The sequence below is a fragment of the Streptomyces sp. NPDC048172 genome (assembly GCF_043202595.1).
Classification (GTDB): domain Bacteria; phylum Actinomycetota; class Actinomycetes; order Streptomycetales; family Streptomycetaceae; genus Streptomyces.
In genome coordinates this window covers 638,056-651,543 of sequence record NZ_JBIDAT010000001.1, presented here as the reverse complement: position 1 = coordinate 651,543, position 13,488 = coordinate 638,056, and the positions used below count along the sequence as shown (strand labels likewise).

The 13,488-nt window shown below is 73.0% G+C and carries 7 protein-coding genes; 3 read left to right on the top strand and 4 right to left on the bottom strand.

Features of this window, described 5'->3' with window-relative positions; all coding sequences use genetic code 11:
* Positions 1 to 9: 9 nt before the first annotated feature.
* Positions 10 to 900 carry a hypothetical protein gene (locus ACGF3A_RS02955; protein ID WP_393725120.1) on the bottom strand — a complete coding sequence of 297 codons (891 nt, stop codon included), beginning with the start codon at positions 898 to 900 and terminating at the stop codon, positions 10 to 12.
* A 375-nt stretch (positions 901 to 1,275) separates the two neighbouring features.
* On the opposite strand from ACGF3A_RS02955, the gene ACGF3A_RS02950 reads away from it, so the two are divergent.
* Both ACGF3A_RS02950 and ACGF3A_RS02945 read left to right on the top strand, forming a co-directional pair.
* Positions 1,276 to 4,983 carry a type I polyketide synthase gene (locus ACGF3A_RS02950; protein ID WP_393725118.1) on the top strand — a complete coding sequence of 1,236 codons (3,708 nt, stop codon included), beginning with the start codon at positions 1,276 to 1,278 and terminating at the stop codon, positions 4,981 to 4,983.
* A gap of 21 nt (positions 4,984 to 5,004) precedes the next feature.
* The gene (locus ACGF3A_RS02945) at positions 5,005 to 8,409 is read left to right on the top strand and encodes an amino acid adenylation domain-containing protein (protein ID WP_393725116.1); all 3,405 of its coding nucleotides are present in this window, start codon (positions 5,005 to 5,007) and stop codon (positions 8,407 to 8,409) included.
* A gap of 97 nt (positions 8,410 to 8,506) precedes the next feature.
* On the opposite strand, the gene ACGF3A_RS02940 is transcribed toward ACGF3A_RS02945, so the two are convergent.
* From ACGF3A_RS02940 to ACGF3A_RS02930, 3 genes are all read right to left on the bottom strand, one after another.
* On the bottom strand, positions 8,507 to 10,633 hold the full coding sequence (locus ACGF3A_RS02940) for an MMPL family transporter (RefSeq protein WP_393725114.1): 2,127 nt from the start codon (positions 10,631 to 10,633) through the stop codon (positions 8,507 to 8,509).
* Between the two features lie 82 nt (positions 10,634 to 10,715).
* Entirely contained in the window at positions 10,716 to 11,582 is an 867-nt protein-coding gene (locus ACGF3A_RS02935; protein ID WP_393725112.1) for an ABC transporter permease, read from the bottom strand.
* Positions 11,579 to 12,595: an ATP-binding cassette domain-containing protein gene (locus tag ACGF3A_RS02930; RefSeq protein WP_393725110.1), complete on the bottom strand. Its 1,017-nt coding sequence runs from the start codon at positions 12,593 to 12,595 to the stop codon at positions 11,579 to 11,581. Before ACGF3A_RS02930 ends, ACGF3A_RS02935 begins: the two co-directional genes overlap by 4 nt.
* 64 nt (positions 12,596 to 12,659) lie before the next feature.
* Here ACGF3A_RS02930 and ACGF3A_RS02925 point away from each other — a divergent pair, with 64 nt between their 5' ends.
* The gene (locus ACGF3A_RS02925) at positions 12,660 to 13,262 is read left to right on the top strand and encodes a TetR/AcrR family transcriptional regulator (protein WP_393725108.1); all 603 of its coding nucleotides are present in this window, start codon (positions 12,660 to 12,662) and stop codon (positions 13,260 to 13,262) included.
* The last annotated feature ends 226 nt before the right edge of the window (positions 13,263 to 13,488 follow it).

Here is a 13,488-nt window from a genome sequence, read left to right as displayed (position 1 = left end):
GTCGTCTCCTCAACGCACCGATCGGATGTCCGCGCGCACGTGGACCGGTCTCCGCGAGCCGCATTCGTGAAAGCCCAGGACCGCGTTGCCGGAGGCGGTGGACGGAATGACCTTGTTGTAGACCGAGCCGAGACACAGCTCCTGGAACGCGCCGGTGTCCGCGGAGAGCCGCGCGGCGAGCTGGGCCTTGGCTATGTCCATGGTCTTGAGGCTGCCGTCGTCGTCCTCGACCTCGACGCAGGCGTGCGGCAGGTCCAGGGCGCCGCCGAGCACGCCGCAGAACCAGCCCCGCTTCGCCTCGGCGCGGTACCCGGCCTCCCGGAACCGCTCGGCGAGCAGGAGGCTGGCCGCGATGCAGCTCGTCGCGCCCAGTTCGTGCACCAGTCCGTAGTCCGCCTGCATGGGCACGGGGATCATCTGCCACCGGTAGCCGGCGGACAGGTAGGCGTCGGTGATCTCCCGGAGCACCGGGGAGACCACCGGCGTGCGGGCACCGGTCGTGGTGACCCGCGCCCGGTACTCCGCGGATCCCCGGCCCGGCTCCGGCGCCGTCACGTCGGCGAGGCTCCCGCCGAAGCGGACGACGTCCGGCTCCTCCAGCCGCCACGGGGCCTCACCGGCGCAGTCGGGGCACTCCAGCCGCGCCTGGAACTCCCATGTCCTGGTCTGGAGCAGGGGGTCCACGGAACGGCTCGCGAACCGGAAGAGCATGCGGAAGGCCAGCTCCGGCTGCGTCTTCGCGGTGTTCGAGTACATGCCCAGGTTGTAGAGGTCGTTCGCGTCGAAGTGGCGCGCCCCGGAACGTTCCTCGTACGGCAGCCCGGCGGTGACGAGCCGGTCGATCTCCGCCGTTCCGCAGTGCAGCATCTCCTGCGCCACCGATTCCGGTTCGCTGCGCACCGCATATTCGTCCGGGATGAATTCGATGGAATCCGCGACCCTTTCCCAGGGCGTATCCACCGCTGCAGGTTGACCCGACACAGTCCCTCTCCCCGAGGCAGATTCACGATTTCCGGTACGACCTCCGCGCCCAAGGCATCCGCCCGGCGCAGTACGTCGCACACTTCGTGGTATCCCAGGCCCGGACAGCCCATCAACCCCTACCGGACCCTTACGAGGGCCGACTAGGGGTGCGCGTAGGGGGAAAGGTGGGGTATCGACAGCCCCGAAATCGACGTATGGTCGGGCGGGAATCGGTGAATATTCTACGACGCCGGGAGCCGCCTCCCTGCGAATCGCTGCACAATGACAAAATCACGGGGGGCCGTGCGGTCAATGGCTGATGAAGACAAGCTGCGTCAGTACCTGAAGAAGGCCACCGGAGAACTGCGGCGCACCGCGCGGGAGCTCCAGGACGCCGAGCTCCGGGAATCCGAGCCCCTCGCGATCATCGGCATGGGATGCCGCTTCCCCCCGGGCCTCAACTCCCCCGACGAACTCTGGCGGTTCGTGGCGGACGAGGGCGACGGCATCACCCCGTTCCCCGCCGACCGGGGCTGGGACACCGCCGGTTCGGCCGACGCGCACCGGGGAGGCTTCGTCGCCGGGGCCGACCGGTTCGACGCCGCGTTCTTCGGCATCGGCGAGCACGAGGCCCTCGCGATGGACCCGCAGCAGCGGCTGCTCCTGGAGACCTCGTGGGAGGCCGTCGAGCACGCCGGTCTGGACCCGGCCGCACTGCGCGGCACCCCGACGGCCGTCTACGCGGGAGTGTCCTACTCCCACTACGGCACGGCGCACCAGGGGCACCAGGGTTCGTCACCCTCGGGCGTCGAGGACCAGCTCATCGTCGGCGGCACGCCGAGCACGGTCTCGGGCCGGGTCGCGTACACCCTGGGGCTGCACGGACCGGCCCTCAGCGTCGACACCGCCTGCTCGTCCTCGCTCGTGGCCCTCCACCTCGCCTGCCAGGGCCTGCGCCGCGGCGACTGCGAACTGGCGCTCGCCGGGGGCGTCACGGTCATGGCCACCCCGAACGTCATCCTCGAATTCGGCAGCCGCGGCGCCCTCGCCTCGGACGGCAGGTGCAAGCCCTTCGCGGACGCCGCCGACGGCATCGGATTCAGCGAGGGCGCGGGGCTGCTCGTATTGGAGCGGCTGTCCGTGGCACGGCGGCGCGGTCACGCCGTGCTCGCGGTGATCCGCGGCTCGGCGGTCAACCAGGACGGCGCGACGAACGGGCTGACGTCCCCCAGCCGTCCGGCGCAGGAGGCGGTCATCCGGCAGGCGCTGGAGAACGCCCGGCTCGCCCCCGACCAGGTGGACGCGCTGGAGGGGCACGGGACCGGCACACCGCTCGGCGACTCGATCGAGGCCGAGGCGGTCATGGCCACGTACGGCGCGGCCAGGCCCGCGGACCGGCCCCTGCTGCTCGGCTCGGTCAAGGGCAACATCGGCCACACCCAGACCGCTTCGGGGGTGGCGGGCGTCATCAAGACGGTCATGTCCCTGCGCGCCGGTACGCACGCGCGCACGCTGCACATCGACCGGCCCTCCTCGTACGTCGACTGGTCCGGCGGAACGGTCGCGCTGACGACCGAGTCACGCCCCTGGCCCGCCGACGGCCGCCCCCGGCGTGCGGGGGTCTCGTCCTTCGGGATCAGCGGCACCAACGCGCATCTGATCCTTGAGGAGCCGGAAGCCGCGGACGCGGACGCGGGCGACGTCCCTGCGAGTGACGTCCCCACGGCCGATGTCCCCACGCCCTGGGTGCTGTCCGCGAAGACGGAACCGGCGCTGCGGGCCATGGCCGGGGAGCTGGCCGACTCCCTCTCCGCCCGTCCGCCGTCCGCCGCCGAGGTCGGGATCTCGCTCGCCCGTACGCGGGCGGGGTTCACGCACCGCGCGGTCAGCGTGGGCACCTCCGTCGACGAGCACCTGGCCGCGCTCACGGCGCTGGCCCGCGGGGCGGAAGCGCCCGGCCTGACCACCGGTACGGCCGCGGCCGCGAGGACCGCCGTCGTGTTCACCGGCGGCGGCGAGCCGGGCACCGAAGCGGCGGTCCGCGGGCTCGCGGAGCGCTTCCCCGTCTTCGCCGAGGCCCACGACGCGGTCCGAACGCGCCTCGAAGCCCAGCTCGGCGGGCCGTTGACGGCGTACCGGCACGCCGCCGTCTTCGCCTTCCACCGGGCGCTGTACGAGCTGCTCCGGGCGTACGGCGTGACGCCGGAGGTCGTCGCGGGCTCGGGCGTGGGCGAGATCAGCGCCGCCCACGCCGCCGGTGTCCTCTCCTCGGCCGACGCCGAGGCGCTCGTGGCCGCCGCCGACAGCAACAGCCTGCGGAGCACCGCCGGGCGGATCGCCTGCGCCGCCCCGCGGCTCACCCTCGTGACCTCCGCCGGACCCGGCGCACCGGCCGAAGGACCGGCCGACGGACCGGGCCACTGGGCGGCGGGCGACTTCCTGTGCTCCGGTTCCGGGGACGTCCTCGACCGGGTGCGCGCGCAGGGTGCGACGGCCTGCCTGGAGCTGGACCCCGGCGGCCTCGGCACGGCCCGCGACGTGCTGGCGCGCCTCGCCGCGTGGTACACGGCCGGGGCCACGGTCGGCTGGGAGGCCGCCTTCGCCGGGACGGGCGCCCGGCAGGTCCGCCTGCCCGGCTACCCGTTCCAGCGCAAGCGGTACTGGCTCGAAGCGCCGCCCCGCCGGGGCGGCGGGGACCACCTCGTCCGCGCGGCCGTGCACCCGCTCCTCGGCGGCGCGCTCGACCTCCCCGGCGCGGCCGAACGGCGGTTCGCCGGGACGCTGCCGCCACGGGAGCCCTGGTACGCCGAGCAGTACCGGCTGCGCGGCACGCCCGCGCTGCCGCCCGCGGCCGTCGCCGAATGGGCCCTGGCCGCGGCGCGTCATGGAGCCCACGACGCCGCCGACGACGGCACCCGGACGATCCGGAACCTCACCTTCGGCGAGCCCGTCACGCTGCCCGGCACCGGCCCGCTCGCCGTCCAGGCCGTGGCCGACACCCACGGGGCGGCCCGCCGGATCAGGGGCTTCAGCGCCGGCCCCGGGGACGGCGACCGTGACGGCGGCTGGACCCTCCGGTTCACGGCCTCGACCACGGCCACGGCCTCGGAGGACGCACCGCCGCCCCCCTCCCCCACCGACCTCGACGCGCTGCGCTCCCGGCTGGACGAACAGGACCCGGAGGCGCTGTTCGCGCGGCTCGACACCGCCGGGATCGCCTGCGGCCCGGCCCTCCGGCAGCTTGCCCGGCGCTGGTGGCGGGGGGACGACGAGGCGCTGGCCCTCATCGCGACCGACCCGTCCCGCACGGCCGTGGACAGGTACGCCCTCCACCCCGCGCTGCTGGAGATGTGCTTCCTGACCGCCGTGCCGCTCCTTGAGGACGACGGTCTGTGGCTGCCGTCCGGCCTCACCCGCCTCACCCTCCTCACCTGCCGCCGCGAGCCCCCGGAGCGGCTGTGGTGCCATGTGCGGCGTACCCCGGACGGCGCCTTCGACCTGGAGCTGTGCTCCGACACCGGTGAACCGCTCGCCACCGTCACGGGACTCACGTACGCGCCCTCCGGGCTGGCCGAGTCGGCCGGACCGGCCGGGCAGCCGGTGGACGCGGGCCTCGCGGGGCAGGTCCCGGAGGTCCCGGAGGAGCCGTGGGACGCCGGTGAACTGGCGCGGCTCGCCGTCGAGGAGCCGCAGGCGGCACGGGAGGCCCTCACGGACCTGCTGTTCGCGCGGGTGTCCGGCCTGGTCGGCGGGTTCGCCGAGGACGCGGAGAGTCTGCGCGCCCGGTTCAGCGGCACCCGGCTGGGAGACGTCGGCCTGGACTCGATGGCGGCGATGCGGATCAGGGAGCAGTTCCGCTCGGCGCTGTCCGTCGACGTCCCGCCGCAGCGCCTCCTCGGCGACAGCACCGTGGCGGACGTCGTCGAGCTGGTCTGCCGGTCCCTCGCAGCGCAGCGCCTCGTCGCGGCCCCTGACGAGGACCCGGAGGCCACCGGGCCGCTCGAAGAACTCATCCTGTAACCCGCCAGGAAGGCAGGCACGATGACCACGGACCTCTTCGCCGAGCTGTACCGCCGTGGGGTCAGGTTACGGCTGGACGACGGGCGCCTGCGGGTGACAGCACCGTCCGGCGCCCTGACGCCCGAGCTGCGCGACGAGCTGAAACTCCGCCGGGACGAGCTGATCGGGCACCTCACGCGCGCCGGGGACACGGACGGGCCGACGGCCCTCGTCCCCCGGCCGGAGGAGCGGCACGAGCCCTTCCCGCTGACCGACATCCAGCAGGCGTACTGGGTGGGCCGCACGCCCTCGGTCGAGCTGGGCGGCAACGCGGCGCACGGGTACGTCGAGTTCGACGCCGTCGATCTCGACGTCCCGCGGCTGAGCCGCGCCCTCGACAAGGTCGTCCGGCGCCACGACATGCTCCGGGCGGTCGTCCAGCCCGACGGTCTCCAGCGCGTCCTGCCCGAGGTGCCGCCCTGCGAGATCCGGGTCACCGACCTGTCCGGGGCCGACGACGCCGCGCGCGAGGCCGGGATCGCCCGGGTGCGGGACGCGCTCTCCGCCCAGCTGCTGCCCGCCGACCGCTGGCCGCTGTTCGAGGTCCGCGCGACCCGGCTGGACGACCGGCGCTGGCGGCTGCACCTCAGCCTGGACATGCTGATCATGGACGGATTCAGCATCGGCCTCTTCCAGCGGGACTGGTTCCACTTCTACGAGCGGCCGGACGCCGAGCCCGAGCCCCTCGACGTCACCTTCCGCGACCATGTGCTCGCCGAGCAGCGGCTGCGGGACGACCCGCGGTTCGAGGCCGACAAGCGGTACTGGCTGGACCGGCTCGACCAGTTGCCGCCCGCGCCCGAGCTGCCGCTCGCCGTGCAGCCCGGACAGCTGCCCGCCAGGCCGGAGTTCGCCCGGCTCCACACCCGGCTCTCCCGCGCCGAGTGGTCCGCGCTCAAGGAGACCGCCCGCCGCCGGGGGCTGACCCCGTCCGCCGTCCTCATGGCGGCCTACGCCGACGTGCTCCGGCGCTGGTCGAAGCGGCCCGAGCTCACCCTCAACCTGACCCTGTTCAACCGGCCGCCGCTCCACCCGCGTACGAACGAGGTGATCGGCGACTTCACCTCGGTGATCCTCCTGGAGACGCGGCCCGAGCCGGAGGACTCCTTCACCGGCCGCGCGAAGCGCCTGCACCATCAGCTGCTGGAGGACCTCGGGCACTCCGGCTACTCCGGGGTGCGTGTCCTGCGGGAGCGCGCCAGACGCAGCGGCGGGGGGCCGGGCGCGGCGATGCCGGTGGTGTTCACCAGCATGATCGGTTTCGAGTCCGGGTCCAACCTCACCGAGTCGGCCCAGCTGTTCGGCGACGTCGTGCACGGCGCGAGCCAGACGCCCCAGGTCTGGCTGGACTACCAGGTGCTGGAGGACCGGGGCGAGCTGCTGATCCACTGGGACTTCGTCGAGGCGCTCTTCCCCGACGGCATGCTCGACGCGATGATGCGGGCCCACCGCGCGTGCCTGGAGCGCCTCGCCGGGAGCGAAGCCGCCTGGGACGAGCGCGAGTTGACCGAGCTGCCGGACGAGCAGGCCGCCGAGCGCGGCCGGGCGAACGCGACGGAGGTGCCGCTGCCCCGGCGGACGCTCAGCGAACTGGTCGAGGAGCAGGCCGCGCGGACCCCGGACGCGACCGCCGTGATCTCGGCCGACGGCGAGCACACGTACCGGACGCTCCTCGGCGACGCCTACCGGCTGGCCCACGTCCTGCAGTCGCTCGACGCGGCGCCGGACACCCTGGTCGGCGTCATCGCCGACAAGGGGTACGCGCAGGCCGCCGCGGCCCTCGGCGTCACCCGGTCCGGGGCCGCGTATCTGCCGGTCGAGCCGCGCTGGCCCGCCGCCCGCCGGGAGCAGATCCTCCGGCAGGGCCGGGTCCGGACGGTGGTGACGACGCCGAAGCTGCGTGACGGGCTGACCTGGCCGGAGGACATCCGCCTGGTGACCCTCGACGACGCCGCGGTCCGGGACGCGCCCGCCACCCCGCCGTCCACGGGCCCCGTCCCGGACGACCTCGCGTACGTGATCTTCACGTCCGGGTCGACGGGCACGCCGAAGGGCGTCATGATCGACCACCGGGCCGCGGCCAACACGGTCCAGGACCTCAACAGCCGCTTCCGCGTCACGGCGGACGACCGCGTGCTGGCGCTGTCGGCGCTCAGCTTCGACCTGTCCGTGTACGACCTCTTCGGCCTCCTCGCCGCGGGCGGCACCGTCGTCATGCCGGAGCCGGACCGTGCGCAGGAGCCCCGGCACTGGAGCGAGCTGGTGGACCGGCACCGGGTGACGGTCTGGAACAGCGTGCCCGCGCTGATGCAGGCGTGGACGGACGCCCACGACCCGGCCGTTCCGCCGCCGGGGCACGGGCCGCGGCTGGTCATGATGAGCGGCGACTGGATCCCCGTGACGCTGCCGGACCGGATACGCGCGCTCTACCCGGAGGCCCGGGTGTTCAGCCTGGGCGGGGCCACCGAGGCGTCCATCTGGTCGATCCACCACCCGGTCGGCGAGGTGCCGCCGGAGTGGACCCGGATCCCCTACGGCAAGCCGCTCGCCAACCAGACCATGCACGTCTACAACGAGTCGCTCGACCCGTGCCCGGTCTGGACGACGGGCGAGATCCACATCGGCGGCAGCGGCGTGGCCCGCGGCTACTGGGCCGACCCGGAGCGGACGGCCGAGCGGTTCTTCGTGCACCCCAGGACCAAGGAGCGCCTCTACCGGACCGGCGACCTGGGCCGCTATCTCCCGGGCGGGGACATCGAGTTCCTGGGCCGCGAGGACTCGCAGATCAAGCTGAACGGCTACCGCATCGAGCTGGGCGAGATCGAGGCCCCGCTGCGGCGGTTCCCGGGGGTCCGTGACGCGCTGGTCACCGTGGACGCCAATCCCCGGACGGGGCGCCGCCAGTTGGTCGCGTACCTGGTGCCCGTGGAGGGGGCGGAGGGAGAGGCCGTGGCGGGGCGCCCGCACCCGGACGCGGACGCGCTGCGGTCCGCGCTCGAAGGGGTCCTCCCGGAGTACATGGTGCCGCGCCACTATCTCGTCCTCCCCAGGGTGCCGTTGAGCGCGAACGGCAAGGTGGACGCGTCGGCCCTGCCCGCGCCGCGGGAGCGGGAGCAGCAGACCGCCGGTGAGCGGTCCGCCGCGCCGCGGGACGACCTGGAGCGGAGGCTGCTGGCGTTCTGGCAGGAGGTCCTGGAGCGCGACGACTTCGGGACGGAGGACAACTTCTTCGAACTCGGCGGCGACTCGCTGCACGCGATCGGCGTCCTGGAGCGGATCGCCAGGGAGTTCGGCGCGCCCGAGGACGAGAACCACGGCCTGCGCAGGCTCATGGACAATCCCACCGTCGCCCAGCTGGCGGCGGCCCTGCGGGCCGAGGGCGTGTAACGGCACACGGAAAGAGGCGGAAACGCGTCAGGGGCGGTCCCTCCCGGGGGACCGCCCCTGACGCGTGGTTGGGGGGCTCAAGCGACCGGCGGACGTCTCACCGCTGGTCCGCCGCCGTGGAGGTGAGCGGCTGCTCCAGCTCGGACTCCCGCTGCTCGGGAACGCTCTCCGCCGTCTTCGCGCTCAGGCCGCTCGGCCACCACATGCGGCGCCCGATGTCGTACGTCAGGGCGGTGACGAGGACGGAGCGCACCACGAAGGTGTCGATCAGCACGCCGACCGCGACCGCGAAGCCGATCTCCACGGCGAAGACCAGGGGCAGCGTCGTGAGCGCCGCGAAGGTCCCCGCCAGCACGACGCCGGCCGAGGTGATCACGCTGCCGGTGGCCGTCATGCCGCGCAGCGCGCCGCTCCGGGTGCCGTGCGTCCTGGACTCCTCGCGCACCCGCGTCATCAGGAAGATGTTGTAGTCGACGCCGAGGGCGATGAGGAAGACGAAGATCCACAGTGGGATCGACGGGTCGGTTCCGGCGAACCCGAAGACGTGATCGAAGAACAGGGCGCTCACGCCCATCGCCGCCGCGAAGGAGAGCACGACCGTGGCGAGCAGGATCACCGGTGCCACGAGGGCACGCAGCAGGACGCCGATGATGAGGGCCACGACGAGGAGGATGAGCGGGACCAGCAGGTCACGGTCGCTCTCGGCGCCCTTCCTGTAGTCGAGGTTGATCGCGTTGTCGCCGCCGACCTTGGCCTCCGCGCGCGGGACGTCGTGCACCCTGTCCCGCAGCCGGTCGACCGTGTCGAACGCCTCCTGGCTGTTCGAGCTGGCCTTCAGCGTGCCTTCCAGATAGACCTGGCCTTCCTTGACCACGGGTTTGGACACGGCCGCGACACCGGACGTACCGGCCGCGGCGGAGCGCAGCGGTCCGGCCTCGGACGCCTTGCCGACGATCTGGACCGGATCGCCCTCACCGGCCGGGAAGTGGTGGGCCATCACCTCCTCGCCGGTGACCGCCTCGGGCTTGCTGACGAAGGAGTCCTTCATCTCCATGCTGTTGGCCTTGAATCCCATCAGCCCGAGCGCCAGCACGCCCAGCACGAGGGAGGTCGCGATCCACATGACGCGCGAGTGCCGCGCCACCGCGTTCGCGAGCCACGGCCACATTCCGCGCCGCTCCGGCTCCGGGGTGCCGTACGCGGGCTTGACCGGCCAGAACACCCACCGTCCGAGGATGACCAGGAGCGCGGGGAGGAGCGTGATCCCGGAGGCCAGCGCGCTGGCGACACCGATGGCCATCGAGGGCCCCAGGCTCCGCGTCGAGTTCAGGTCGGCCGCCAGGAAGCACAGCAGGGCGAGGATCAGCGTCGAGCCGCTGGCGACGATGGCCGACCCCGCGCGCCGCAGGGCGACCGCCATCGCCTCGTGCCGGTCCTCGTGCCGCCGCAACTCCTCGCGGTACCGGGCGATGAGCAGCAGGGCGTAGTTGGTGCCCGCGCCGAAGACGAGCACCACGAGCACGAACTCGGTGTCGGAGTCGACCGTCAGCCCCCCGTACTTGGCGCAGAGGTAGATCGCCGCCTGCGCGACGGTCAGCGCCACGCCCACGCACAGCAGCGGCACGATCCAGAGCACCGGACTGCGGTACGTGCACAGCAGGATGACGATGACGATGCCGATGGTGAGGAGCAGCAGCGCCCTGTCCGTCCCCGCGAACGCCTCGGCCTGGTCCGCCGTGTAACCCGCCGGTCCTGTGACGTGCGTGTCGAGCCCCGAGGGCGGGTCGAGCGCCGACCGGATGTCCTTGACGGCCTTCTCGGTCTCCTTGTCGTCGTCCGCGCCTGCCCCGGGCTTGATGGGGACGATGACCTGGAGCGCCCGGCCGTCCTTCGCGGTGGCGGGGCCGAGGACGCGCTGGGTCACGTGGTCGATCCGCGCGAAGCGTTGGGCGTCCGCCTTGGCAGCCGCGCGGTCGTCCGCCGTCACGGCGCCGTCGGCGCGCTCGTAGACGACGACCGCCTGGGTGACGTCCGGCGTGAACTTCTTGGTCTGCTCGACGACCTGGGTCGACTCGGCGTTCTTCGGCAGGAAGGTGAACACGTCCGTCTCCAGGACGCTGTTGAACTTCCCGCTGAACATGCCGCCGACGGCCAGCAGGCCGATCCAGACCACGAGGACGGCCCATTTCGCCTTCCGGCCTGCCGGAAGCGCAGATAGTCGCATGGGAACTCCGCTGAACGGTTCGGGCACGGGCCGGGGCCCGCCCGAAGGGGGGATGGGTGTTCTTGACCACGTGTGCCGACGGTCAGCCCTGTTTGCTGTAGAGCCGGAGCGTGAGGGGGCCGCACACGAGGGCTATGGCGAGGGTCGCGACGAGGGACCAGGTGATCGCGCCGCCCCCGCCGCCGGTGTCGTTCATCAGGTGCCGGGCGGCGCTGGCGACGTGGCTGAGCGGATTGACGTCCACGAAGGCCTGGAGCCAGCCGGGCATGGTGCTGGGCTGGACGAAGATGTTGCTGGCGAAGGAGAGCGGGATCAGCACGGCGTTGGCGATGCTGATGACGACGGCCGGGTCGTGGATGACCAGCGCGAGCGCCGACCACAGCAGGGACACCGCGAGCCCGAAGGCGACGACCAGGGCGACCGCGGCGAGCACGCCCAGGGCGCCGCCGTCCGGCCGGTAGCCCATGACCAGGCCGAGGACGACCACGATGGCGGAGGCGAACACGTAGCGCGCGGCGTCGCTCAGCAGGCCGCCGAGCACGAACGCGCCCTGCCAGAGCGGCAGGCTGCGGAACCGGTCGAAGGCCCCGCTGCCCACGTCCTGGGCGAGACGGGCGCCGCCGTACATGGTGACGATGGCGATGCTCATGGTGAGGACGCCGGGCAGCAGGGACTTGAGGTACTCGCTCGTGGACCCGCTGAGGGCGCTGCCGAACAGGTACGTGAACAGCACGGTGAACAGGATCGGGATGGCGGCCGAGTCCACGAGCTGCTTGGGGTCGTGCTTGATCTTGAGCATGGCGCGCATGCCGAAGGTGAGCGAGGCGGTGAACGCGCCGGCGCGCGACCGCGAGCGGCCCTCGGCGAGCAGGGCGTCGATCGGATCGGCCTCCCCGGCGGCCTCGGGGGCGGGGGTGGGAGCGGGGGTGGGTGCGGCGGAGGTACTCATGCGTTCACGCCCTCCTGCTGGGGTGCGGCCGGCGCGGGCTGGTGGCCGGTCAGAGCGAGGAAGGCCTCGTCCAGGCTGGGCTGGCCCAGAGAGAGATCCGCGATGCCGACGCCGGCCTCCGAGAGCCGGGTCATGGCGTGCCCGACGAGCCCGCCCAGGTCCGTGGCGTCGGGCGGGGTGGCGAGCAGGACCGAGAGCGCGAGCGGGTCGGCGGCGGTCTGGACGGTCCCGTCGAGCGCGTCGCCCAGGATCCGCAGCGCCCGCGGACGCTGCTCGCCGTCGAGGAGCCGGATGTGCAGGGTGCCGGAGCCGACCTGCGACTTGAGCTGGGCGCTGGTGCCCTCCGCCACGATCCGGCCGTGGTCGATGACCGCGATCCGCTCGGCGAGCTGGTCGGCCTCCTCCAGGTACTGGGTGGTGAGCAGCACCGTGGTACCGGCCCCGGCGATGCGGCGGACCAGCTCCCACACGTGGTTGCGGCTGCGCGGGTCGAGGCCGGTCGTCGGCTCGTCGAGGAACAGCAGGTCGGGGGTGACGATCAGGCTGGCGCCGATGTCGAGCCTGCGGCGCATGCCGCCCGAGTAGCCGCTCACCATGCGCCCGGCCGCGTCCGTGAGGTCGAACGTGGCGAGCAGCGCGTCGGCACGCCGCTTGCAGGCCGCCCGGGACAGGCCGTGCAGGCGGCCGAGGATCAGCAGGTTCTCGTACCCGGTCAGGTCCTCGTCGAGGGAGGCGAACTGGCCGGTCACCGACACCCGGGACCTGATCGCGTCCGCCTCGGTCCGCACGTCGTGCCCGAGGACGCGGGCAGTGCCGTCGTTCGGCGGAGTCAGCGTGGCCAGGATGCGGATCGCGGTGGTCTTGCCCGCCCCGTTGGGGCCGAGGAAGCCGAACACCTGGCCCCGCCGGACCGTGAGGTCGATCCCGTCCAGCGCCTGGTTCTCTCCGTACACCTTCGTCAGACCGCACGCCTCGATCGCCGGATGATCTCCATCCAAGCTCTTCTTTGGCATGGTGTAAGACTTAGCTATCTCTTACAGATTGTCAAGGCTACGAGCGACGGCTTAACATTTCGGAATGGGCGCCCCGCACGAAACCTCCGCACCGCCACGACGCCGCCGGTCAGACGCCCGGCGCAGCATCGACGCCATCCTGAACGCGGCCCGGATCCTGCTCGGTGAGGGATCCGGCGCGAGCATGGAGGACATCGCCGCCAAGGCCGGTGTCACCCGCCAGACCGTCTACGCGCACTTCCCCTCCCGTGACGCCCTGATGGCCGCCCTCGTCGAGGGCGCGGCGGCCGAGTACGCGGAGCTGCTCGACGAGGCGGACCTCGACACCGCTCCGCCCGCCGAGGCGCTGGCCCGCTTCCTCGACGCCGGGTGGCGGTTCCTCGGCCGCTACTCCCTGCTGCTGAACGCCACGGCGGCCCGGGTCCCCCGGCCCGACCCCGACCCGCACGACCTCGTGCCCCCGCGGCTCGAACGGCTCATCGAGCGGGGCAAGCGCTCCGGCGACTTCGACGTGTCGCTGCCCGTCGGCTGGCTCGCCGCCGCCGTGCTGGGGCTCCACCACGCCGCGGCCGGGGAGGTCGCCGCGGGCCGCCTCACCTCCGCCGAGGCCGAGGAGCTGTGCCTGGCCAGCACGTTGCGCCTGTGCGGCGCGGAATCGCGCCGCTAGCCCCTTCTCCGGCGGATCGTGATTGCCCCTACCTGTGTGTCGCGGACTGCGGCTGCGTCGTGGCTTGTCGCGCAGTTCCCCGCGCCCCTGACGGGGCGCTCCGAGGAGCGCCGCGTACCTCCAGGGGCGCGGGGAACTGCGCGCGCAACCACCCACAACCCGCAGCCTGCGAAGGACAGGCGGGGCAGCCCCTGCCCAGCCCTGAGAAGAGGGCAACCAAGGCGTC

Bases quoted from the DNA above. Each gene is read 5' to 3' on its own strand.
- ACGF3A_RS02950 (WP_393725118.1), top strand. From the start codon at position 1,276: ATGGCTGATGAAGACAAGCTGCGTCAGTACCTGAAGAAGGCCACCGGA.
- ACGF3A_RS02945 (WP_393725116.1), top strand. From the start codon at position 5,005: ATGACCACGGACCTCTTCGCCGAGCTGTACCGCCGTGGGGTCAGGTTA.
- ACGF3A_RS02940 (WP_393725114.1), bottom strand. From the start codon at position 10,633: ATGCGACTATCTGCGCTTCCGGCAGGCCGGAAGGCGAAATGGGCCGTC.
- ACGF3A_RS02935 (WP_393725112.1), bottom strand. From the start codon at position 11,582: ATGAGTACCTCCGCCGCACCCACCCCCGCTCCCACCCCCGCCCCCGAG.
- ACGF3A_RS02930 (WP_393725110.1), bottom strand. From the start codon at position 12,595: ATGCCAAAGAAGAGCTTGGATGGAGATCATCCGGCGATCGAGGCGTGC.
- ACGF3A_RS02925 (WP_393725108.1), top strand. From the start codon at position 12,660: ATGGGCGCCCCGCACGAAACCTCCGCACCGCCACGACGCCGCCGGTCA.